22 protein-coding genes are annotated in these 24,458 nt (G+C 35.4%); 10 read left to right on the top strand and 12 right to left on the bottom strand.

Annotated elements, in window-relative coordinates; genetic code table 11:
* Window positions 1-672: 672 nt before the first annotated feature.
* Window positions 673-1,446 (top strand): Bax inhibitor-1/YccA family protein, encoded by a 774-nt coding sequence (locus ACFILT_RS02310; RefSeq protein WP_375678856.1) that lies wholly within the window; start codon window positions 673-675, stop codon window positions 1,444-1,446.
* Window positions 1,447-1,558: 112 nt separating this feature from the next.
* Complete coding sequence (locus tag ACFILT_RS02305; protein WP_375678857.1) at window positions 1,559-2,422, top strand: endonuclease/exonuclease/phosphatase family protein; 864 nt, start codon at window positions 1,559-1,561, stop codon at window positions 2,420-2,422.
* Between the two features lie 5 nt (window positions 2,423-2,427).
* On the opposite strand, the gene polA is transcribed toward ACFILT_RS02305, so the two are convergent.
* The 6 genes from polA to ACFILT_RS02275 form a co-directional block, all read right to left on the bottom strand.
* Window positions 2,428-5,355: a DNA polymerase I gene (gene polA / locus ACFILT_RS02300; protein WP_375679508.1), complete on the bottom strand. Its 2,928-nt coding sequence runs from the start codon at window positions 5,353-5,355 to the stop codon at window positions 2,428-2,430.
* Between the two features lie 300 nt (window positions 5,356-5,655).
* The gene (dnaQ, locus tag ACFILT_RS02295; protein WP_375679507.1) at window positions 5,656-6,363 is read right to left on the bottom strand and encodes a DNA polymerase III subunit epsilon; all 708 of its coding nucleotides are present in this window, start codon (window positions 6,361-6,363) and stop codon (window positions 5,656-5,658) included.
* A gap of 4 nt (window positions 6,364-6,367) precedes the next feature.
* Window positions 6,368-6,955: a dephospho-CoA kinase gene (gene coaE / locus ACFILT_RS02290; RefSeq protein WP_375678859.1), complete on the bottom strand. Its 588-nt coding sequence runs from the start codon at window positions 6,953-6,955 to the stop codon at window positions 6,368-6,370.
* A complete protein-coding gene (locus tag ACFILT_RS02285) occupies window positions 6,952-7,824 on the bottom strand; it encodes a shikimate dehydrogenase (RefSeq protein ID WP_375679506.1) in 873 nt (290 codons plus the stop codon). The genes coaE and ACFILT_RS02285 overlap by 4 nt, the downstream gene beginning before the upstream one ends.
* A complete protein-coding gene (locus tag ACFILT_RS02280; RefSeq protein ID WP_375611343.1) occupies window positions 7,817-8,413 on the bottom strand; it encodes a Maf family nucleotide pyrophosphatase in 597 nt (198 codons plus the stop codon). The genes ACFILT_RS02285 and ACFILT_RS02280 overlap by 8 nt, the downstream gene beginning before the upstream one ends.
* Entirely contained in the window at window positions 8,410-9,249 is an 840-nt protein-coding gene (locus ACFILT_RS02275; RefSeq protein WP_375678861.1) for a pyruvate, water dikinase regulatory protein, read from the bottom strand. The genes ACFILT_RS02280 and ACFILT_RS02275 overlap by 4 nt, the downstream gene beginning before the upstream one ends.
* A 552-nt stretch (window positions 9,250-9,801) precedes the next feature.
* Here ACFILT_RS02275 and rho point away from each other — a divergent pair.
* The 6 genes from rho (at window position 9,802) to ACFILT_RS02245 (ending at window position 16,770) form a co-directional block, all read left to right on the top strand.
* On the top strand, window positions 9,802-11,067 hold the full coding sequence (rho, locus tag ACFILT_RS02270; protein WP_015857121.1) for a transcription termination factor Rho: 1,266 nt from the start codon (window positions 9,802-9,804) through the stop codon (window positions 11,065-11,067).
* Window positions 11,068-11,098: 31 nt separating this feature from the next.
* Entirely contained in the window at window positions 11,099-12,406 is a 1,308-nt protein-coding gene (gene mnmE / locus ACFILT_RS02265; RefSeq protein WP_375679505.1) for a tRNA uridine-5-carboxymethylaminomethyl(34) synthesis GTPase MnmE, read from the top strand.
* Between the two features lie 106 nt (window positions 12,407-12,512).
* Window positions 12,513-14,381, top strand: a complete 1,869-nt coding sequence (mnmG, locus tag ACFILT_RS02260; protein ID WP_375679504.1) for a tRNA uridine-5-carboxymethylaminomethyl(34) synthesis enzyme MnmG — start codon at window positions 12,513-12,515, stop codon at window positions 14,379-14,381.
* Window positions 14,381-15,028 (top strand): 16S rRNA (guanine(527)-N(7))-methyltransferase RsmG, encoded by a 648-nt coding sequence (gene rsmG, locus ACFILT_RS02255; RefSeq protein ID WP_375678864.1) that lies wholly within the window; start codon window positions 14,381-14,383, stop codon window positions 15,026-15,028. Before mnmG ends, rsmG begins: the two co-directional genes overlap by 1 nt.
* A gap of 6 nt (window positions 15,029-15,034) precedes the next feature.
* Window positions 15,035-15,832: a ParA family protein gene (locus tag ACFILT_RS02250; protein WP_273790170.1), complete on the top strand. Its 798-nt coding sequence runs from the start codon at window positions 15,035-15,037 to the stop codon at window positions 15,830-15,832.
* Window positions 15,833-15,873: 41 nt separating this feature from the next.
* Entirely contained in the window at window positions 15,874-16,770 is an 897-nt protein-coding gene (locus ACFILT_RS02245) for a ParB/RepB/Spo0J family partition protein (RefSeq protein ID WP_375612765.1), read from the top strand.
* Window positions 16,771-16,793: 23 nt separating this feature from the next.
* On the opposite strand, the gene ACFILT_RS02240 is transcribed toward ACFILT_RS02245, so the two are convergent.
* The 6 genes from ACFILT_RS02240 to dapF form a co-directional block, all read right to left on the bottom strand.
* Window positions 16,794-17,201, bottom strand: coding sequence for a hypothetical protein (locus ACFILT_RS02240; protein ID WP_375679503.1), 408 nt, complete (start codon window positions 17,199-17,201; stop codon window positions 16,794-16,796).
* A 64-nt stretch (window positions 17,202-17,265) separates the two neighbouring features.
* The gene (gloB, locus tag ACFILT_RS02235; RefSeq protein WP_375678866.1) at window positions 17,266-18,027 is read right to left on the bottom strand and encodes a hydroxyacylglutathione hydrolase; all 762 of its coding nucleotides are present in this window, start codon (window positions 18,025-18,027) and stop codon (window positions 17,266-17,268) included.
* Between the two features lie 62 nt (window positions 18,028-18,089).
* A complete protein-coding gene (locus tag ACFILT_RS02230) occupies window positions 18,090-18,776 on the bottom strand; it encodes a septation protein A (protein ID WP_375620900.1) in 687 nt (228 codons plus the stop codon).
* On the bottom strand, window positions 18,773-20,026 hold the full coding sequence (gene ftsY / locus ACFILT_RS02225; RefSeq protein ID WP_375678867.1) for a signal recognition particle-docking protein FtsY: 1,254 nt from the start codon (window positions 20,024-20,026) through the stop codon (window positions 18,773-18,775). The genes ACFILT_RS02230 and ftsY overlap by 4 nt, the downstream gene beginning before the upstream one ends.
* 14 nt (window positions 20,027-20,040) lie before the next feature.
* On the bottom strand, window positions 20,041-21,324 hold the full coding sequence (mtaB, locus tag ACFILT_RS02220; RefSeq protein ID WP_375679502.1) for a tRNA (N(6)-L-threonylcarbamoyladenosine(37)-C(2))-methylthiotransferase MtaB: 1,284 nt from the start codon (window positions 21,322-21,324) through the stop codon (window positions 20,041-20,043).
* Window positions 21,324-22,175: a diaminopimelate epimerase gene (dapF, locus tag ACFILT_RS02215; protein WP_375678869.1), complete on the bottom strand. Its 852-nt coding sequence runs from the start codon at window positions 22,173-22,175 to the stop codon at window positions 21,324-21,326. The genes mtaB and dapF overlap by 1 nt, the downstream gene beginning before the upstream one ends.
* Before the next feature lie 225 nt (window positions 22,176-22,400).
* Between dapF and ACFILT_RS02210 the strand changes: the two genes are divergently transcribed.
* Window positions 22,401-22,946 (top strand): AprI/Inh family metalloprotease inhibitor, encoded by a 546-nt coding sequence (locus tag ACFILT_RS02210; RefSeq protein WP_375678870.1) that lies wholly within the window; start codon window positions 22,401-22,403, stop codon window positions 22,944-22,946.
* A gap of 98 nt (window positions 22,947-23,044) precedes the next feature.
* The gene (gene zapE, locus ACFILT_RS02205; protein WP_375679501.1) at window positions 23,045-24,244 is read left to right on the top strand and encodes a cell division protein ZapE; all 1,200 of its coding nucleotides are present in this window, start codon (window positions 23,045-23,047) and stop codon (window positions 24,242-24,244) included.
* Window positions 24,245-24,458: the final 214 nt, after the last annotated feature.

Below are 24,458 nucleotides of genomic sequence, written 5' to 3'. Positions count from 1 at the left end.
ACCATTTTTCATATTGAATAAAAGCCCTTACTATCCTAAATCTCTTTTATTTGGAATCTTTTCATATTGAATCCATTAAAACCATGTCTCTTGCAAGACACAAGCAAGTCAATAATCTTGATTGATTTAATATGAACAGATTTTCAACCAGAGAATCTTGCGATATTCGGAGTATCATTTAGCATTCAAAAAGACAATTTATCATTATACATCAATATATTATATAAAAATCCAATTCAATAGCTCTTATAACCGTGCAAAACAGATGCAATATTGGAGGTTGAAAATAGTGTGATGATACTTGCCGCTCTTCTCATAAACGCAAAAATAGTGAATATTTTATAAGGGATTGTATTACATAGTTTCTGTGAAAATAGAAAAGTTTTTAAGTATAGTCTTTTTATCTTGCAAAAATATGGCAAAAAATGGAAATATTTTTTATTAAAATGAACTATTTCCTTACCAATTTGTAAGGTTCCTTCTTCATATAAATCTCTTGTAATTTTTAAATAAATCTCCATAATAAGAGCATATATGCTGGAATTCTGTCAGTGATTCTTAAGGGTTTTTGTATTTGCCCAATTAAGGCTTATACCAAGCTTATCTGTGTAATGACAGAGACACCTTTAAAGCCCTATACCTGACAGAACATATGCTAAAGGATTTTATATTATGGCTAATTTTAAAGATTTACGTTCGGCACCTGCTTCTCATGCCGATGCATCAATTGATCAGGGATTACGCGACTATATGTTGGGTGTCTACAATGCAATGGCCATTGGTTTGCTTATTACAGCTGCTGCCGCTTATGCAATTGTATCATTAGCAACGACAACAGATATGAGCCAAGCAGCAGCTCAAATCAATAGCAGTGTTTATCTAACACCATTTGGAGTAACATTTTATACATCGCCATTCTCTTATATTGTTATGTTTGCACCACTCATAGCAGTCTTATTTCTCAGTTTTAAAATTAATACATTGAGCACAAATGCTGCTCGTAGTCTCTTTTTTGGTTATGCTGCTCTGGTTGGTCTTTCACTGTCTTCAATCGTTTTGCGCTATACGACAGAAAGTGTTGTGCAAACCTTTGTCATTTCCGCCGCAACTTTTGGAGCTCTTTCACTTTATGGATACACAACAAAGCGTGATCTCACAGCAATCAGTTCATTCTTATTCATTGGATTGATCGGCTTGTTGCTTTCCATGATTGTGAACATTTTTCTTGGATCAAGCGCTTTGCAGTTTGCTATCTCTGTGATTGGTGTTTTTATCTTTGCCGGTTTAACAGCCTACGATACCCAGAGCATTAAGTTGATGTATTATGAAGGAGATGAAAGCGATACCAGAGGACGTAAAGTTATTATGGGCGCGTTGAATCTTTATCTTGATTTCATTAATATGTTTGTCTTCTTGCTACAGTTTCTTGGCTCAAACCGTGATTGATTGCAAAAATCATAACTTAATTAAAGAACCTTGTTTCTAAAAGAGACAAGGTTCTTTTGTTTTTAGTGTAAATCTTTACCCTCTGCTTCTTAGAAACTATTCTTTTCGCAAAATGACAAAAATCCCTTATAAGCAAAAATTCCCTTGGTTTACCGGTTTTATCCAACAAAAACTCCATAGCTCCTTTTTAAATACAATTCACAGCCGCTCTCATCATCAATCAAACATCATCAATCAAAATAGTAATTATGATCTGACCGTTGCTTCCTATAATGTGCATAAATGTGTAGGTGTTGATAAAATTTTTAATCCTACAAGAATTGTCCGTGTTATTACTGAATTACAAGTTGATATTCTTGCTCTTCAAGAAGCAGATAAACGTTTTGGGGAACGCATTGGTTTGATTAATCTTCAGCTATTAAAAGCTGAAACCGGTTTGATTCCTGTACCTCTTAATACTATGTCACCTCATGGCCATGGTTGGCATGGGAATGCTCTTTTTTTGCGAAAGGGATATGTACGTGATACTTTACAAGTCACTCTTCCTAGTATTGAACCACGTGGGGCTGTAGTTGTAGAGTTGGAAATGGAAGCAGGCCCTATTCGTATTATTGCGGCTCATTTTGGCTTATTACGTTACTCTCGTAAACAACAAACAAAAATGCTCCTTGAAATTTTCCAAAAACGCTCCCTTATGCCTACACTCCTTATAGGAGATTTTAATGAATGGCGGATGGGAAAAGGCTCATCTTTAAATCATTTTTCTCCCTATTTTGATAGCACTTTTGAAGTTGTACCAAGCTTTCCCTCTCGCTTTCCTTTTTTAGCCCTTGATAGAGTTTTTTCTTTTCCCCACCAATTGGTAACAAGTATTGAAAATCATCATTCACCGCTTGCACGCATTGCTTCAGATCATTTGCCTATCAAAGCCTATCTTAATCTTTCTAACGCAATCAACATTCTTAAAAATAAATAAAAAAATTAATGTGCCTCATCCCAATTTTGAGCCGTCATGACTTTTACTTCAAGCGGTACAGATAAAGATAGAACCGGTATTGTAGCATTTTCCATAACATTTTTAACAACAGTCATGGTTTTTTTACTTTCTTCTTCTGGTACTTCAAAAATCAGTTCATCATGCACTTGCAGCAACATTTTTGCTGATAGTTTTTCTTCTTTTAAAGCATCTTCCATATGTATCATAGCGCGGCGAATAATATCGGCCGCAGAACCTTGAATTGGAGCATTGATAGCTGCCCGCTCATTAAGAGAACGAATTTTTACATTCTTTGCTTTTATTTCTGGATAATGGATACGACGTCCAAAAATTGTTTCTACATAACCATTTTCACGTGCAAAGATTTTGGTCTTCTCCATATAATCTTTAATTCCTGGAAATCTTTCAAAATACAGTTGAATATAACGACCCGCTTCTTGGCGTGAAATTCCCAATTGATTGGCTAATCCAAAAGCTGAAATACCATAAATAATACCAAAATTAATCGCTTTTGCACGCCGTCGTATATCTGAATGCATTCCTTCTATCGCAACACCAAACATTTGTGATGCCGTTATAGCGTGAATATCATGCCCTTTAGCAAAAGCTTCTTTCAATGCTTTTATATCCGCAATATGTGCAAGAATGCGCAACTCAATCTGACTATAATCAGCAGAAAGTAACACACGTCCTTTGGGAGCAATAAAAGCTGTTCGGATTTTACGCCCTTCAGCAGTTCGCACTGGAATATTTTGCAAATTTGGCTCTGATGATGATAACCGACCTGTTGATGTTATTGCCAAAGAATAATTCGTGTGAACTCGCCCTGTTTTTGAAAAAATATAAGAAGGCAAGGCATCTGTATAGGTAGATTTTAGCTTTGCAAGTTGACGCCACTCAATAATTTTACGCGGTAAAATATGACCTTCAGCAGCCAACTCTTCTAAAGTCTGTGCAGAAGTTGACCATTGTCCACCCTTTGTTTTAGCGCCTCCAGGCAATCCCATTTTGCCAAAAAGGATATCCCCTAATTGCTTTGGCGAAGCAATATTAAACTTTTCATCAGCTTGTTTATAAATTTCCTCTTCTAGAATCAAAGCAGCTTGTGCCAACTCTCCGGAAAGACGCAATAAAATCTGCCTATCAATAAGAATCCCCCGTTCTTCCATTCTTGCAAGAACTTTTACAAGGGGTCGATCAAGACGCTCATAAATTTTTGTCATCCCACGAGCAACAAGTTGTGGTTTCAATACTTGCCAAAGGCGTAGCTTTATATCAGCATCTTCCGCCGCATAAAGGGTTGCTTGTTTTAAATCTACTTGTGCAAAAGAAGTAATTTTTTTTCCGTTATGCGTTAAATCTTTATAGGCAATTGGTTTATGCTCAAGCCAACGTTCAGACAAATCATCCATATTATGGGTTAAAGTTCCAGCATCAAAAGCATATGATAAAAGCATGGTGTCGTCAAAAGAGCTTATCATAATGTCGTATTGCTTCATCACCAACCAATCATATTTTATATTATGACCAATTTTTAACACCGCTGAATCTTCTAATATCGGTTTTAAAAGTGCTAAAGCTTTTCGGGCCTCAATCTGTGAGGCAATGCGCCCGCCCCTCAAAAGATCCTCTTCTCCTTCATCAAAATGTTCAAGAGGTATATAAGCTGCTTTTTCCGGCTGTAATGCGAGTGAAAAACCAACAAGCTTTGCTTGCATCGGATCAAGAGATGTTGTTTTAGTATCAAAAGCGAAAAAACCCTGCTCCTGTGCTTGTGATAACCACTCTTTTAAAATTTTCTCATCAAGAATTGTTGTATAAGCAGCTCTTGTAATTTTTTGAGTCAGCGCTTGATCTTTACGTTTTTGTGCAAAAACTTGTGGAGAATTTTCAGAAAAACTATGAAGAGATGCGTGCTCAGTATTCTTGATCTCAAAATCATGCCTGATTTCAGAATCATGCCTGGGGCTTAGTTTTTCCCATTCAACATCTATATCAAGTGCATCAATAACAGCTGCATCGCATGACGTTGCCTCTGCCACGCGACGCGTTAATGTTGAAAACTCCATCGCTTTCAAAAAAGCAATTAAACGTGGACCATCTTGTGGTTCCAAAACAAAATCATCTAAATCATTATCTATAGGAACATCTGTTTTAAGCCTGACAAGTTCACGAGACATTTTAACTTGTTCTCTATAAGCTTGAATGTTTTCACGCCGTTTTGTTTGTTTAATTTCTGTTACGCGTTGCAATAAAAGATCAAGAGAACCAAATTCATTTAACAACTGAGCTGCAGTTTTTGGACCAATGCCTGGAATACCCGGTACATTATCTGTTGAATCTCCAATTAATGCTTGTAAATCAATCATTTTTTCAGGCGCAACACCCCATTTTTCTATAACTTCTGAGATACCTATATGCTTATCTTTCATTCCATCATACAAAGATACATGCGTATTTACGAGTTGCATAAGATCCTTATCAGAAGAAATAATGGTTGTTTTTGCCCCAACCTTTGTTGCAAATTTTGCATAGGTAGCAATTAAATCATCCGCTTCAAAGCCTTCCTTTTCAATACAAGGCAAATTAAAAGCCTTCGTTGCTTGGCGTATTAGCGCGAATTGAGGAATTAGATCTTCAGGAGGTTCAGCGCGATTCGCTTTATATTCAGGATAAATTTGTTTCCGAAAAGTATCAGATGAATAATCAAAAATAACAGCAAAATGTGTTGGAACAACACCCGTAGCTGTATTACGAGCATCACAAAGTAATTTCCATAACATATTGCAAAAACCAGCTACTGCTCCTACAGGAAGTCCATCCTTTTTACGTTTTAAAGGCGGCAAAGCATAATAAGCACGAAAAATATAGCCTGATCCGTCAACCAAAAAAAGATGATCTGTTGCTTTCATGACAATTTTTTCTCCATTTCAGCTAAAAAAACAAATTACCCTTATATATTTTTTCACTTTGCCTCTAAAAAGCCATTTTTTCTCTTCATAAGACGTGAAGTCGTTGCACTTTATATTAAGTACCTAGAGCTTTTCTTTGCTGTTACAGGATTAATAGCTTTCATTTTGCTCCTCCTATGATAGCTGAGGTACGATGTAGCGACAGGGTCGTTGTGGTGTTCCCCTCCCCACAACGACCGTTTTTTTTTGACATAGATATTCTTTAATTTCAAACGTGACTCTTTTAGATAAAAGATGATGTTATTCATGAATTTTGAAGTTATTCCACAGAGCTTTTTCACCCATTTTGTTGATAAAATCGGCGTGCAACCTTTTTTCTTGCATACTCAATCTTGAAGGTAAAGCCTGTGAGCGAATTTTAACTGCATAAGATGTATCTTTATCATTCTGGATATGTTCATCAACACCCCTTCTATTACCAAAACCCAATACACCTTGCTTTCCACCGATTAGTTCAATATAAACATCGGCTAGAATCTCTGCATCAAGCAAAGCACCATGAAGAACACGATGGCTGTTATCAATTCCAAAACGTTTGCATAAAATATCAAGAGAATTAGGCCCCATAGGGAATTTACGCCGTGCCATAGCCAGTGTATCAAGAATATTATCAACACTGATGAGCGGTTTGTTGACGCGTTTTAATTCTGCATTAATAAAACCAATATCAAAACTCGCATTATGCGCAATCATTGTCGCGCCTTTAATAAATTCCAAAAATTCATCAACAATATCACTAAAACTTTTCTCGTTTTTTAGGCGTTCATTGGTTAATCCGTGAATTGCTACAACTTCATCAGGAATAATAACGCCTTCAGGGTTTAAATAAACATGAAATTGGCGCCCCGTAAGATAACGATCAACCATTTCTACACAACCAATTTCGATTATGCGATCTTTTTCTTTATCTAAACCTGTTGTTTCTGTATCAAAAATAATTTCACGCATAATTTTAATTCTTTAGCAATTTTTTTATCACATCAAAAACCTGTTGACGTGTATTCTCTAAATCTTTCCCTGTATCAATAATAAAATCAGCGCGTTCTCGTTTTTTTTCATCTGGCATTTGTTGAGCGTTGATAAAGGCAAATTTTCTCTCATTCATACCTTGGCGAATCATTACACGTTCTTTTTGTATTTCTGGTGGAGCAGAAACAACAATAACGCTATCCACACGACTTTCACCATTTTTTTCAAACAGAAGTGGAATATCAAGAATAACTAATTTTTTCCCTTGTTCACGCGCTATATCAATAAATTCCCTTTCTTTTTCTTGCACCAAAGGATGAATTATTTTTTCTAATGTTTGTAATTTTTCCTTATCATCAATCAAAATTTCAGAAAGTTTCAAACGGTTAACTTCTCCGTTTTCAACCACACCAGGAAAAATACGCTCTATGAATGACAAAGCTGGCTCACTTTTATAAAGCTGTTGTACTGCTTCATCAGCACTAAAAACAGAAATACCCGCTTGCTTGAAAAAATCAGCAACTGTTGATTTTCCCATAGCAATTGATCCCGTTAATCCTATGATCTTCATTCTCTTTTTTCACTCATATCCTCTAAAATAGCTGTCCGTAACGCTTTTGTTACCTGTGGTCTTATTCCGAACCACTGTTCAAACCCTATAACAGCCTGATGTAGAAGCATCCCAAGTCCATCAACCGTCTTGAGATCACAAGCCTTTGCCTGTTGTAAAAAAGGAGTTATCAATGGTGTATAAATAATATCTGTTACTAATGCCGTTTTTTTTGCTTTATGAAAATCGCAAAAAAAAGAATCACTTTTTTCTTCTGGACTTTTTATGCCAATAGAGGTTGTATTAACAATCAAATCAGCTTGATGAAGTATTTCATGGATTTTATGCCAATCGTAAACTTTAATGATTTTTCCAAAATGCTGAGCTAAATTATCAGCACGTTGTTTTGTACGGTTAATTAAATAAATCTGTTCAAAACCGCGTCTTTTTAAGGCATATATGATAGCGCGTGCGGCACCACCTGCTCCAAAAACAAGAGCTGTTTCCCCTCCCCAATCAGATACAAAATCATCAAGATTAGCGCTAAAACCATAGGCATCACTATTCGTGGCACAAAGCTTATCTTCTTCATACCAAAGTGTATTAACAGCACCAATCATTGTTGCTCTCTCATCTTTATAATCTGCTAAACGAAAAGCTTCCTGTTTATAAGGCAAAGTAACATTTCCTCCACAAAAGCCTATTTTTTGTAAAGACGCAATAAAATGACTGAACTCTTCAGATGTTACTTCTTGTGCAAGATATTCTCCTTGTAAACCATATTGTTTAAGCCAAAAATTGTGAATTTTTGGCGATTTTGAATGATGAATTGGAGAACCAACAACAAAAGCACGCGGATAATTTGTTTTTTTTATTGTTAAGTCAACCATCAATAATTCCTAAGTGGCGCAGTTTTATGAGTAGAGGCAGCAAAGGTAAACCAACAATGGTAAAAAAATCTCCTTCAATTTTTTCAAAGAGATGAATTCCTTCTCCTTCAATTTGATATACTCCCACGCTGTTTAAAACATCTTTTCCTACGCGTGCTAAATAACGTTCAATAAATTCTGATGAGAGTAAACGGACGGACATATGTGCACTAAAAGCTTCAACCCAAATTTTTTGACCATTTTTAAATAAAGCTACCGCACTATGAAGAGAATGGGTTTTTCCTGATAATTCACATAAACGTTGATGCGCTTCTTTAATATTTGTTGCTTTGTGAAAAACTTGACCTTCAAAATCAAGAACTTGATCACAACCAATAACGAAAGCATCAGGAAAACGATCTGAAACATTTTTTGCTTTTGCGCTCGCAAGAAAACAGCTGAGTTCTTTAGGTGTTTTTTCTTTTGCTTTTTTTTCTACTTCTCTTTCATCAAAAGAAGCTCCTTCAATGGAAAAATTTAAGCCTGCTTTTTTTAATAATTTTGCACGATAAAAACTAAGAGATGCTAATATTAAAGTATCTGCGTTCATGAGAATTTTCTCTCATTTCCTTCACGAAATCGTGATAACAGTTCAAATATTGCAGCAGCAGTTTCTTCAATAGAACGTCTTGTGACATCAATAATAGGCCAACCAAAACGTTCGCAAATGCGTTTTGCATGGATTAATTCTTCAGCTATGTTGATACGATTAGTATAATTATCAAGAGCAAAACCTTCTCCTAAATCTCTATTTTGACGAATATGTGAGATTCTTTCAGCTGAAGCAATTAAACCAATAATTAAAGAATTTTTTACCTCTAAAAGAGATTCTGGCAAATCAATTCCTGGAATAAGAGGAACATTAGCCGTTTTGATTCCGCGATTTGCTAAATAGATGCTTGTTGGTGTTTTAGAGGTTCTTGAAATTCCCACAAGGATCACATCTGCTTCGGATAAGCTACTGAAAGACTGTCCATCATCATGCTCTATTGTAAAATCCAGTGCCTCAATACGGCGAAAATAATCTGCATTAAGATCATGTTGTGCGCTCGCACGTAAATGTGTTGGCATTCCAAGGTAAGACTGAAAAGCATTTAAAACAGGATGCAATATATCAATACAGGGAACTTCTATTTTTTTGCATTTTTTTTGAAGGAGTAGTTTAAGTTCTTCATCAATCATTGTGTAAAGAACAATACCTGGCTCTTGTTGTATTTCATCAAGAGCTTTCTGTAACTGTATTCTATTACGAATCATAGGATAGATATGCTCTGTTGCCTGAATCATTGCATATTGCGATGCTACAGCTCTTCCAACAGAAATTAATGTTTCTCCTGTTGCATCAGAAAGCATGTGTAAATGAAAGATTTTTTTTTCTTTTGTCACAAAAATTTTAACTCCTTGTTAAGACATGTGTATATATCCTCACCGTTTTTTATAAAACTAAAATTTATGAAAAATTCTCCTTTTTTATGCACAAATTAAATGCTTGTGATAATTTAATCCCTCTTATAAAAAAAGAGGGGATAATATCTTTAAGATAGTGATATTTTTATTCTTTTTTCAGTTCCTTTTGTGGATAAAATTGAGGATAAATAATAATCCACACTAAACACAGTTATAAATAAGAATAATCCTTTCTTTAATATAAATTTATTAATATAAATTTCTGTAAAAAATACTTTTGAATAGCATTTCATTAATGCTATAATCCTAACTCACATTTTTGTTATTAAAATAATTAAATACTATTTGGATTTTATATTTTTTCAAGTTTTTCATATAATTACTTAATATTACAGGAACAAATTTCATATAAATGGTACTTGCAGATTAAAAAAATTGAGTGTAGGATATTTTTTCTTAATAATATTTCACTCATAAATTTCCATAAATTATTTAGAACAATCTTCTCCTTAATTACAAAGAGCATATTTCATGCAAAAAATGAAACTACAAGAACTTAAAAGCAAAAATCCCGTTGAGCTTGTTTCTTTTGCTGAAACATTAGAAGTTGAAAATGCCTCCCTTATGCGCAAACAAGAATTAATGTTTGCTATCTTGAAAAAACTTGCTCTACAAGACGTTGAAATTATAGGAGAAGGTGTTGTTGAAGTTTTACAAGACGGATTTGGATTTTTGAGATCTGCTGATGCTAATTATCTTCCTGGTCCTGATGATATTTATCTTTCACCTGCACAAATACAGTCGTTTTCTTTAAAAACAGGCGATACAATTGAAGGCCCCATACGCAGTCCAAAAGAGGGAGAACGTTATTTTGCTCTCCTTAAAATTAATACAATTAATTTCGAAAAACCTGAAAAGATTCGTTATAAAATCCACTTTGATAATCTTACTCCTCTTTATTCAAATGAACGTTTCCAAATGGAAATACAAGATCCTACAGAGAAAGATATGTCATCACGTGTGATTGATTTGATATCTCCATTGGGAAAAGGACAAAGAGGGTTAATTGTAGCTCCTCCTCGGACGGGAAAAACAGTTTTACTTCAAAATATTGCTCATTCTATTACCACTAATCATCCTGAATGTTATCTCATTGTTCTTTTAATTGATGAACGACCAGAAGAAGTTACTGATATGCAGCGTTCAGTAAAAGGAGAAGTGGTTTCTTCTACTTTTGATGAACCTGCAATACGTCACGTACAAGTGGCAGAAATGGTTATTGAAAAAGCCAAACGTCTTGTTGAATATGGGCGTGATGTTGTTATTCTTCTCGATTCTATTACACGTCTTGGGCGTGCATATAATACAGTTGTTCCTTCTTCGGGTAAAGTTTTAACAGGTGGTGTGGATGCAAATGCCCTCCAGCGTCCAAAGCGTTTTTTTGGTGCAGCACGTAATATTGAAGAAGGCGGATCTTTAACCATTATTGCAACGGCTTTGATTGATACAGGAAGTCGTATGGATGAGGTTATTTTTGAAGAATTTAAAGGAACAGGTAATTCGGAAATTGTTCTTGATCGAAAAGTTGCTGATAAACGTATTTTCCCTGCTATGGATATTTTAAAGTCAGGAACGCGTAAGGAAGAACTTCTGGTAGAACGACAAGATTTACACAAAATTTTTGTTCTTCGTCGTATTTTAGCATCTATGAATGTAACAGATGCAATTGAATTTTTGATTGATAAATTAAAGCAAACAAAAAACAATAGTGAATTTTTTGATTCAATGAATACGTAGAGTCATTAAAGTTTTTATTAGGATAAAACCTGTGGATACAATCTTTGCTGTTTCGAGTGGATTGTTACCTTCAGGGGTTGCAGTCATTCGGCTTTCTGGTCCTCATGTTGTGGATATAGTTAAAACGCTTTGTGGTCGTTTACCTAAAGCACGTTTTATGCATTATGGAAATCTTACTGCTCGTGATGGTAGTTTTTTAGATTCTGGTTTAACTGTTTTTTTTCCTGCTCCTCATAGTTTTACGGGGGAAAATTGTGCAGAATTCCATTTACATGGAGGAAAAGCAGTCGTTAATCGTTTTCTCGATGAATTGTCGACATTTTCTGGATGCCGTATTGCAGAAGCAGGTGAATTTTCACGTCGTGCTTTTATGGAAGGAAAATTAGATCTTGTTCAAGCAGAAGGTCTTGCTGATTTAATAGAAGCAGAAACGGAAAGCCAACGGCGTTTAGCTGTTATGGGTACAAGTGGACATTTAACGACGCTTTATCGTGATTGGCGTCATAAGCTTATGAAGGCGCGTGCTTTTATTGAGGCAGAACTTGATTTTGTTGATGAAGCAGATATTCCCAACGCAATATCTGATAAAGTTTGGAAAGATGTTCAGGATCTTTATACTTCTATTCGGGAATATATTACTGAAGGAGAACGTGCGAGTATTTTACGTGATGGATTAAAAATTGTTATTGCTGGTGCTCCAAATTCTGGAAAATCAAGCATTATGAATCGTCTTTCAGGAAGATCTGTTGCTATTGTAACGGAAGAAGCAGGAACAACCCGTGATGCTTTAGAAATGAGAATTATTCTTGGTGGTTTACCTGTTTTTTTAACCGATACTGCTGGTTTTAGAAAAACAGAAAATAAAATAGAACAGATGGGAATAGAAATTGCTAAACAGCATGTTAGGGAAGCTGATTTGGTTATTTTGGTTTATGATATAGGAAATCCTAAGCAAGTTGATTTACCAGAAACATCGGCTGAAATATGGTGTGTTGGCAATAAGCTTGATCTTTATGAAAAAAATGATCAGCATTGGTCTATACAATTTTCCGCATTAACTGGTTTAAATTTTGATTATTTTATAAAAGAACTTGAATCATTTTGTCATTATCGTGCTTCTAAAATTGGAAATATTGTTCCAGCACGTAAAAGGCAACTTCAATTATTAAAGCAGGCTGTTAAAGAGATTGAATTTTCTCTTAATTATCATTCTCTTGATCTCAGTTTACGTGCAGAACATCTCCGTTGTGCAAGTGATTTTCTTGGGAAAATTACAGGAGATATTGATGTTGAAGATTTGCTTGATATTATTTTTTCAGAATTTTGTGTTGGTAAATAATGATTCACGTGAAACATTGATTATTTCATAGACAGATTATAAAGATTATGTAATTTATATCCTGTTTCACGTGAAACCTTAGAATATTTTCTACGGAATTAATTAAATGCAATCATATGATGTTGTTATTGTTGGTGGTGGTCATGCTGGCTGTGAAGCGGCTTCAGCTTCAGCACGTGTAGGAGCCAAAACAGCGCTTGTTACACATAAAATATCAGCATTGGGAACAATGTCGTGTAATCCTGCTATTGGTGGACTTGGAAAAGGGCATCTAGTTCGTGAAATAGATGCGTTAGATGGTCTTATGGGAAGAGCAGCGGATGCTGCTGGAATTCAGTTTAGACTACTTAATAGACGTAAAGGACCGGCAGTAAGAGGACCACGGACACAGGCAGATAGACAACTTTATAAAAAAGCAATTCAAAAATTATTAAAAGAACAAGAAAATCTTACTCTTATTGAGGATGAAGTTATTGATCTGGTTGTTAAAGATAATTGTGTATCAGGTGTTATTTTAAAAAAACAAGGAACAATTTTTTCTGGTGCTGTTGTTTTAACAACAGGTACGTTTTTAAATGGCTTTATTCATATTGGTAATAAAACATGGGCTGCTGGTCGTATGGGAGATCAGTCAAGTGTAAAACTTGCTGAACATTTGAAAAAATATCATATAAAACTTGGACGATTAAAAACAGGAACCCCTGCTCGTTTGAGTAAAAAAACAATTGCTTGGGAAGCTCTCCAAAAACAACAAGCAGATGAAAATCCCATACCCTTTTCTCTTTTAACAGAGAAAATTGAACAACCACAAATTGAATGTGCAATAACACGTACAAATGAGAAAACACATCAAATTATTCGCGAGAATATTTATCTCTCTGCTTTATATTCTGGAAGTATTGAAGGGTTAGGACCACGTTATTGTCCTTCTGTTGAAGATAAAATTGTTAAATTTGGAGAACGTGATGGACATCAGATCTTTCTGGAACCAGAAGGATTAAATGATGATACTGTTTATCCAAATGGTCTTTCTACTTCTCTTCCTGAAGATGTACAAATTTCTCTATTGAAAACCATTGAAGGATTGGAAAATGCTATAGTTTTACAACCTGGTTATGCTATTGAATATGATTTTGTTAATCCACAACAATTAACAAAAAACTTAGAATTACGTTTTTTACCGGGTTTGTTCTTAGCAGGCCAAATTAATGGTACAACAGGATATGAGGAAGCAGCAGCACAAGGACTTTTAGCTGGATTAAATGCTGCACGTAAAGTAGGTAAATTAGATGAAATACTTATAAGTCGTTCTACTGCTTATATTGGTGTTATGATTGATGATTTGGTTTCACGTGGTGTTTGTGAACCTTATAGGATGTTTACATCACGTGCTGAATTTCGTTTATCTTTACGATCTGATAATGCTGATACACGTTTAACACCTTTGGCACAAAAATGGGGTATTGTGAGTAAAATACGTTGGGAATGTTATCAGAAAAAACAACAACGGCTTGATCAAGCACGATCAATATGTCAAAATCTTTTTTTAACACCCAATGAAGCTTCTGCTCATGGATTACATGTTAATCATGATGGAATTCGGCGTTCGGCTTATGATTTTCTTGCTTATCCTCATATGACCTTAGAGCGTCTTTCAGATTTTTGGCCACAATTACAAACAATTGATTCTAAAACAGCAGAATCTTTAGAAATTGAAGCACAATATGCGGTTTATTTAGATAAACAAGCACAAGATATTGCCTCTCTTCAGAGAGATGAACGTTTAGAAATTCCTTCTTCTCTTGATGTTCAGGCAATTTCAGGTCTTTCAAATGAACTTAAATCAAAAATTCAAGAAGTGTCGCCGCGTTCAATTGCTGATGCACAAAAAATTGATGGTATGACACCCGCCGCGTTATCGCTTATTATTACACATATTCAACGTCAACGACGTGAAAAGGCTAAAACAGCTTAATGAATTTTTCTACAGAAAAAAAATATCAACAATTATTAAATATTGTTCCTTCTGTTTCACGTGAAACGATGGAAAATTTAATTCAGTTTGAGTCTTTAGTACTTCAGTGGAATGCACATATTAATTTGATATCTGCTACAACTATACCAGATCTATGGACACGACATATTCTAGATTCAGCACAAATTTTTCCTTTGTATGCTCATTCTTTACATTGGTGTGATTTAGGATCAGGAGGAGGTTTTCCTGCAATTGTGATTGCTATCTTTTTGAAAGAAAAAAAAGCAGGACATATTAATCTTGTTGAAAGTAATGGGAAAAAAGTTGCTTTTTTGCGAACAGTTATTGCTCAACTTAATCTTCCAGCAACGGTTTATCACGCTAGAATTGAAGATATATATCAAAAAATTCCCATATCTGATATTATAACGGCACGGGGATTAGCGCCGCTTGATACTCTTTTACAACTCATTTTTCCTTTATTAACAGAAAAAACAATAGCTCTTTTGCAAAAAGGTCGGGATTACGCTACAGAAATAAAAAATGCCTCTGCCAATTGGCACTTTGATCTGTTAAAACATAAAAGTAAAGTTGATGAAAATTCTGTTATTTTGGAAATTTCTCATATTCGATCATATAGAGGGTAGAGCAAAATGAGCGAAACACGAATTATCGCTATTGCAAACCAAAAGGGTGGAGTCGGAAAAACAACCACAGCAATTAATCTTGCTACAGCTTTAGCGGCTATTGGTGAAAATGTCCTTATTATGGATGTTGATCCACAAGGTAATGCTAGTACAGGTTTAGGGATTGATCGTAATAGCCGTCCTTTATCTTCTTATGATGTTTTGGTTTCGGGCGTTTCAATTACACAGGCGGCTTTAAAAACAGCCGTACCCAATCTTTATATAGTTCCCTCTACACTTGATCTCTTAGGTGTGGAAATGGAAATTTCTTCATCAAAAGATCGCATACAACGCTTACGTAAAGCTCTCTATGATGATCCGGAAATGGAAAAAAAATTCAATTATATTTTAATTGATTGTCCTCCCTCCCTTAATCTTTTAACACTTAATGCTATGGGGGCTGCGGATTCTGTTTTAGTGCCTATGCAGTGTGAATTTTTAGCACTTGAAGGTTTAAGTCAATTACTTGAAACAGTAAAACAAGTGCGATCCGTACTTAATCCATCTTTAGAGATCCAAGGTATTGTTCTAACAATGTATGATGGACGTAATAACCTTTCAAATCAAGTTGTTGAAGATGTACGTTCTTTTATGGGAGATAAAGTTTATCGTACTGTTATTCCACGAAATGTAAGAGTATCAGAAGCGCCTTCTTTTGGCAAACCTGTATTGCTTTATGATCTTAAATGTGCTGGGAGCCAAGCTTATTTGCGTCTAGCATCAGAAATGATTCAACGTGAAAAACAAGCACGTGCTGCTGCTTAAAAATGTAAAATTTTTTGTAAGAAAACTCAAAGAGCAAAATTATGAACGATGATCTATCAAAAAAAAGACTAGGACGTGGATTAGCGGCATTGATTGGAGATATCAATTTAAACAACAATATTGCACGTTCATCAAGCTTTGATAAATTAAATGAATCCGGTAGTCTTTCTGAGCGATTTATTTCTATTGAATCTATTTCATGTAATCCTCACAATCCTCGGCGTCATTTTACTGAAACAGAGCTTGATAATTTGACACAATCAATTCGTCAACACGGTGTGGTTCAACCGGTTATTGTGAGGCCTTTAAGAGATCATCCTCATCGGTTTGAATTGATTGCGGGTGAACGGCGCTGGCGTGCAGCACAACGTGCAAATTTAAGTCAATTACCCGTTATTATTCGTGATGTGGACGATAAAACGGCTTTGGAATTGGCAATTATTGAAAATGTTCAACGTGCAGATCTTAATCCTATCGAAGAAGCAAAGGGATATGAGATGCTTCTAAATGAACATGATTATACGCAAGTAGATTTAGCGCAAGTTATAGGAAAAAGTCGTAGTCATGTTGCAAATACGCTTCGTTTGTTAAAACTTCCAGAAAAAGTACAACAATTCTTAACTGATGGACAACTTTCTGCAGGTCATGCACGTTGTCTTATAACCGTTGATGATCCACAAAATTTAGCTGAGAAAATTATTCGTGAAGGGCTTTCAGTACGTCAAACAGAAATACTTGCATATGAGCAAGCTAATCCTAAAACTAAAAAGCGTACCAATACGGAGAAAGATGCTGAAACAAAATCTTTAGAAAAATTACTTGCAGATGTGATAGGAATGAAAGTTATTATTCGACATGGTAAAAAAGGTGGAGATTTAAAAATACATTACTCTTCATTAGAACAATTAGATGAAATTTGTCGGCGTTTACAAAGTTAATCAATTGTTCTAAAAAGATTTTTTTAACAGTTATCTTTTAAAATTTTTATTATTCTATACATATGCTCTTTAGAAAATTCTATATTTCTTGCAGGTAAAGAGTTTTTTTCATAAGTAGAATTTTCTTCATCAGTAAGTACATACAATGTCGCTTGAAGTGCTAGGTGAGAAACAACAAAATCTTTCGGTGTTATATTATTTTCTTTTAAAATATTCACAAGTTTTGGTTTACTAGAAATATAGGTAGTGTAGTTTTCAATACTAGAGTGGATACTAGAATCATAAGTTATAAGATTATTTTTTTCTGGAAGTAAGTTTTTACATTCTTTTTCAATTTTTTCCAGCTTTAAAAGAAAATCTTCCGTTAAGGGATAATTTGCAATGAGAGGTGCTATAAGAGAAGAATTATCTGTTTCCTTTTCTTCTGCCATTGTTTGTTGAATATGTATCACGAAAAGAAAAGATGAAACAAACGTAATACGAACTTAAGCATGGTTAAAAATTATCCTTTCTTCTTCGAACTTCAGCAAAAACTTCTTCATCTGTTTTTTCTTCCATTACAAGGTTCTTTCGCAATACACTATCATCCCAGCGGAGAAAGGGATTGGTGGCTTTTTCTTGCCCTAAGGTTACTGGTAAAGTCATAGCATTTTTTGCACGTAGCAAAAAAACTTCCTCTATTCTTTGGTGGAGTTTTTTATTATGTGGGTCAATTGTTAGTGCGAAAAGAGCGTTATTTTTTGTATATTCGTGTCCACAATAGAGAAGTGTTTCATCAGGAAGTTTACGAAGTTTTTTTAAAGAATTCAGCATTTGTGCTGGTGTTCCTTCGAAAAGACGTCCACAGCCCAATGAAAAAAGTGTATCTCCAGCAAAGAGTAAATTCTTTTCAGGAAAATAGTAAGATAATGCGCCTAGAGTATGACCAGGTGTTGAAAGAGCTAAAAGAAGGTGTGAGCCAAAAGAAAAACTTTCATCAGGTTGAAGTGTTTTATCAAGATGATTGATCTTTTCTTTTTCTGCTTCTGGTCCGATAACCGTAGCGTTGTAAACTTGTTTTAATTCTGATAGGGCTTCTACATGGTCGTGATGATGATGAGTTACAAAAATAGTGTCAAGTGTCCAATTGCGGCGCTTTAAGGCATTGTGAATCGCTTTGCCTTCAGAAGCATCTATTGCAGCTGTCATACCACTTTTTTCATCATGAAGGAGTACACCGAAATTGTCTTCTCGACAAATAAACTGTTCAATCAACATATTTTTTCTCCCGAACAGTGTTTGGCGATGAATCTATAAAATAATCGGTAGTGATGATTTTTTTAAGAATCAGATTTGTCCTCTTCTGTAAAAAGTCCTTTTGAATGTTTTATAATTATAGGCATTTGGGTAAGCATGAAAAGGACTGTTATAGGCATGACGCCAAATACTTTGAAACTTGTCCAGAAATTATCGCTAAAATTACGCCAAATTATTTCATTCAAAATGGCAAGAAAAATGAAAAAAAACGCCCAACGATAGGTAAGTTTTTGCCAACCTAAATCATCAAGTTTTAAGGTAGAATCAAGAGCATAACGTAAAAGTGGTTTTTTAAAAAACATCCCACCAAAAAGTATAAAAGCAAATAAGCTATTAATGATTGTTGGTTTCATTTTTATGAAAGTTTCATTATGAAGCCAGAGAGTTAGAAAGCCAAAAACTAAAACAAATATTCCTGAAATAAGAGGCATAATAGGAATTTGTCTTGCAAGGATCCATGATAAGCTTAGGGAAATAATAATAGCCACCATAAAAATAGCTGTTGCAGGGAAAATAGGCTTACTAAAATTTTGAAAAAATCCAATGTTTTTTATCAGCCATTCTCCCTTATAATTGGCAAAAAAGAAGGCAACCAATGGACCCATTTCCAAAAGAAACTTAAGTGTTGGTGAGAGAGAAATTTTTTTATTGTTATTCATCTTTTTTTCAGAATTATTGTGTAAATTAAGATTAGATAAAGGCTGTTTCATGCGTGTTTTCCTGCAATAGTTTCGGCAAAGTCAGAAGCAGAAAAGGGTTGAAGGTCTTCAATATCTTCTCCTATACCGATAAAATAAACGGGTAATTTATATTTTGCTGCGATAGCGACAAGAATTCCTCCTCGTGCAGTCCCATCTAGCTTTGTCATAACTAAACCATTAACACCAGCAATATCACTGAAAATGTCCACTTGGTTGAGTGCATTTTGTCCGGTTGTTGCATCAAGAGTTTGAAGGATTGTGTGGGGTGCTTGGGGGGTGTGTTTTTTTAAAACACGAATAATTTTTGCCAACTCATCCATTAATTCAGATTTATTTTGTAAACGCCCTGCTGTATCAATAATTAATACATCACTGTTTGTTTTTTTTGCTTTTTCATAAGCATCAAATGCTAAGCTGGCGGCATCTGCACCCAATTTTGTCGAAATAACAGGAGAATTGGTACGTTCACCCCAAATGTGTAGTTGCTCAATAGCAGCGGCTCGGAAAGTATCACCTGCTGCTAGCATAACTTTTAATCCCCCTTCTGTTAATTTGGCTGAAAGTTTTCCAATAGTTGTCGTTTTTCCAGTGCCATTTACACCTACCAGCAAAATAACATGAGGTTTATGGCTGAGATCAAGTTCTAATGGTATTGCAACAGGTTCCAGAACTTTTTTGACCTCATCAGCTACAATAGTATGAATATCATCTGGGGAGAGGTTTTTTCCGTAACGACTGGAAGCTAAAGTATTTGTGATGCGTGTTGCCGTCTCTACACCTATGTCAGCTTGGATAAGAATATCTTCGAGCTCTTGCAATGTATCTTCATCAAGTTTTCTTTTAACAAAGAGATCGCCAATTGATCCGCTTAGGCGTTGTGAAGAAAGGGATAGGCCTTTTTTAAGGCGCCCAAACCACGCTGTCTTTTTTTGTTCAACAGAAGGTTCAGATAAAATTTCTTCATTCTTTTTTTCACGGATGTTGTCTGTGACAATAATTTTACCAGAAAAGGGAATTTTATCAGAATGGGATTCTAGAAATGGAGATTTTTCATCATATTTTGTAAGTATTGACTCTGGATTTTTTGTTTGTTCTTCTTTTTCTGTGTTTATAGAGATTTGATTATTTTTTGTCTTTTCATTTTTGCCTTTATTTTCTTCTATTATATCGCTTTTATCAGGAATAGAAATCTGTTGTTCAATTTCTTGCTCTTGAGATTTGTTAAAAGAGAATATTTTTTTTATAAAAGATTTAGTCATAAGAATTCTCCTGCTCAAGCAGCGTTTAATTTTGGAGGGACAGCAATCAATTTATCGCCATCATGATCAACGATAAGGGCTTGAACAATTGTTCCTGCTTTTGCACCTTTAACTTGTACAAGAGTATAATCTTCTGTTCGTCCGATTTCATCTTTTTCAACGAGAATTGTTTGTAGACTGTTTTGTAAATGAGCAAGATGCTTTTGGTAAGCCATATCACCTGCTTTACGCAATTTTTCAGCACGCAGCTTAACTATTTTACGATTGATTTGTGGCATACGTGCGGCAGGTGTTCCTTCTCTTGGACTAAAGGGGAAGACATGGAGATGGGTTAAATTACAGTCTTTGATTAAGGCAAGACTATTTTGAAACATCTCTTCTGTTTCTGTAGGAAAACCAGCAATTAAGTCGGCACCATAAACCATTGTAGAACGTTTGGCACGCAATTCTTGGCAAAATTGAATGGCATGTTCGCGCAGATGACGCCGTTTCATCCGTTTTAAAATCATATTATCACCTGCTTGCAAAGATAAATGCAAATGGGGCATGATTCTTGTTTCATAAGCTAAAAGATTTATGAGTTCTTCGTCTGCTTCAATAGAGTCAATAGATGAGAGGCGTAATCGGGCTAAGTCAGGGACATGATGCAAAATAGTTGAAGTTAATTTTCCTAGAGTAGCTTTTCCAGGAAGATCGTGGCCATAACTTGTAAGGTCAACACCTGTAAGGACCACTTCTTGGATACCCCCACCTATCAGCTTTTTAATTTGTTCTATGACAGCACCCATGGGAACTGAACGAGATGGTCCTCGTCCATAAGGAATAATGCAAAATGTACAGCGGTGATCGCATCCGTTTTGTACCTGTACAAAAGCGCGGGTGCGCTCTTGCATTGCACTGACCATATGTGGAGCAATTTTTTGTACTTCCATAATGTCATTGATATGCACCTTTTCAGAATGATTAATACCAAAATCAGGAAGTTGACGATAAGAATGAGCGTGAAGTTTATCTTCGTTTCCTAAAACAAGATCTACTTCTGTCATTGAGGCAAAATTTTGTGCTTCTGTTTGGGCTGCACACCCTGTTACAATGATACGCGCATGAGGATTTTCACGTCTTGCTTTGCGGATAGCTTGTTTTGCTTGTCGTACGGCTTCGGCAGTGACAGCACAGGTATTAAAGATAATAGCACCATCTTTAAGTTGATCTAGCCCTGAAGAAGTACTTTCTTTGCGAATGATTTCCGATTCGTAGCTATTAAGTCGACAACCAAAAGTTACAATTTCTATTGCCATCAGGAGTGATCCTTTTTGTAACACCCTGTTAAAGGGCTTAAAAAACCACTAAAGTGATATTTAATTGGTCCTGTCATGATAATATGATCGTCTTCTCGGTAAAAAATATTAAGTGTTCCCTTTGGTAAATTTACATCAACATGGCGCTCTGTAAGTCCACGACGATAAGCAGCCACTGCACTTGCACAAGCAGCACTCCCACATGCTTGTGTTAATCCTGCCCCTCGCTCCCATGTACGTAAATTTAGACTTTTCTTTGACGTTATGCAAGCAATGGAAATATTGCACCGTTCGGGAAACAGGGGATCATGTTCAAGTTTTGGCCCATATTTTTCTAATGGAATATGTTGAATATCATTTTCAACAAAAAAGATAGCATGGAGATTGCCAATGGATATGAGACAAGCGTCTTTTAGGGGACCAGCCATAATTTCTACGTGATTGGTATCAACTATTTCACGTGAAACAGGCATCTCTTTTGCATTGAAATTTGGGCATCCCATATCAACAGAAATGAGATTATCGGTTTGGTATTTTCCTTCAATAATTCCAGCGGGAGTTTCTAAATGAAATTTTTCACCAAAATTGTGATCTTTAAGCCATGCGATGACACAGCGGGTACCATTGCCACAAGCTTTAGCCATTGATCCGTCGGCATTCCATATTTCTATGCGGAAGTCGGTTTTTTTCTGGGTTGGTGTGTGGATAGCCATGATTTGATCAAAATGCATTTCAGGATCTGCCGACAAAGCAAGGATTGCTTGTGGTGTAAGAGCGCATGTGCTTTCACGCATATCAACAACAATAATTTGATTTCCAAGACCGTCCATTTTGCTAAATGGCGTTTTCATGAAACTTCTCTATTTCTAATGATTACTTATAAAAAGATATATGACTGAAAATATTATAAATTTCTAGTGTTTAATAAATATAAAATTGGGTACATAAATTATTTCTTTTAAAATAAGTGATTTTAACCTGTTTTTTTTAATTTGTTAATTTATCTTTGTAACTATAACAAATATTCGCTTAATTTTTTTGTGAACTTATTTATTGTCGTGGGAGAGAGTACAGACATGGCGTTTTCAAAAGTTTCGTTTTTCGTTGCACTATCAACTGTAATGTTTTTAGGGGGGTGTTCAACAACACGGTTTGATGGTAATGACGATGGTAACGCATTAGAAGTTTTTTATCCATCTCAACAAATGACAATATTAGAAGCGTCTGATCTGTCGTCTACTTCTTCGTCGATATCTGAAGATGCAAATGCTCCGATGTATGAAAAAGGAGATTCTCAGAGCGATGGACGAATGGCTAGTCTCGAATTGCCAAGTAATGCCACTGATTTATTTCCTGCAAGTGTTGCTGGGGTGTGGAATCTTTCTATGGGAGGAAAAGTTTGCCGGATTGCAACTCCACAAACAAAGTTTGGACAAGGGTACCGTGCTGGTCCTTTACACTGTCCAGGAATTGCTTCCCAAGTGAGATCGTGGGCTGTTAAAGGAAAAAGATTATATTTTTATAATAACTCTGGACGTGTTATCCTCGTTTTTTATTCTTCAAATGTTGATCGTTTTGAGGGACGTACACTTGATGATCATCCCGTTATTTTAAGTCGTTAAATCATTTTTGATCGTTTATGACAAACTAAACTAGACGGACAGATTCTTGAAAAGTATTTGTATTTTTCATTGAGATCGGTTTGAAAAAGGTTTTTTGGATGATTCTCGTTTCAACACGTTATAAGGAGCTTGTCGCTAAAGGAGAGGTTTGTTTTGATCCCGCTCAATTAGCTATAACAGGATATTTTGATCATTTATTAAAAAAAATTGCGGAACAAAATATCTCTCATCCTTTGCCTTGGATATTTTGCTCTTTCTTTAACAGAATATTTAAAAGGAAAAAACAAAATATTTCTTGCGTTGTAAAACAAGGAGATGAAACAGGTTTTTTTCAGGGACTGTATATTTATGGTGAAGTAGGACGGGGCAAAACCATGCTGATGGATTTGTTCTTTTCTTGTTTGCCTAAAGGTCATAAAAAGCGTGCCCATTTTAATGATTTTATGGCTGATGTGCATGAGCGTATTAATTTTTATCGTCAAGCATCTGGGTGTGCAAAATTTAAACAAGATAATCCTATTTTAGCTGTTGCTGAGGATCTTGCACGAGAAGCAAAAGTACTTTGTTTTGATGAGTTTAGTGTAACGGATATTGCTGATGCTATGGTATTGGGGCGGCTTATTTCTGCTCTGTTTGATAAAGGAATTTTCTTTATTGCAACTTCAAATGTGGCGCCGGATAACCTTTATTGTAACGGTTTGAATCGTGAGCTCTTTTTGCCTTTTATTCAAGTTTTGAAAGCATATGTTCGTGTTGTTAATCTTGATGCAAAAACAGATTATCGCCTTGAAAAATCAAATCTACAACAGGTGTATGTGTCGCCGTTGGGGGTCCCAGCAAATGAATATATGGATCAAGCATGGACACTTGTATTGCAAGGACATAAGGAGACATCTGATGAGCTTTCTATAAAAGGGCGCATTATTCCTATTCCGCGCTTTGGTGCAGGATGTGCTCGTTTTGATTATGGGGATTTATGTGAAAAGCCTTTGGCCGCGGCTGAATATTTGTTATTAGGGGAGCGTTATCATACGATTTTTATTGATAATGTACCGGTCATGGATGATACATGTCGCAATGAAACAAAACGGTTTATTTTGCTTATTGATATTCTTTATGAGCGGCATATACGGTTGTTTATGTCGGCAGCCGCAGGGATAGGGGATTTGTATAAAGGGCATGCGCAGATTACGGAAACATTTGAATTTCAAAGAACACAATCACGTCTTTTCGAAATGCAAAGCTACGATTATTTAAAACTTTGGGAAGAACATTTTCTTTTGAAGAAGAAGCATTGATTATACTTTTACCTTTACGTAAACTGTCAAAACAATAACTTTTTGAAATTAAAGAAATATAATAATTCTGTTGTATTTTTTTTAAATTCACTTTATCGATACATCGTGATAATTTTCTAATAGTTGTTTCAGCGGAGGGTTGTTGTTTCTGTAAGGAGATAAATTTGTAAATTTCATTTCTTTACTCCTTTTTATGATATTGTTTGAATATGGT

Source organism: Bartonella sp. AP7XZML, from assembly GCF_042195745.1.
Taxonomy (GTDB): Bacteria; Pseudomonadota; Alphaproteobacteria; order Rhizobiales; family Rhizobiaceae; genus Bartonella.
Note: the sequence above shows the minus strand (reverse complement) of the source record. Positions and strands in the feature narration are given on the sequence as shown.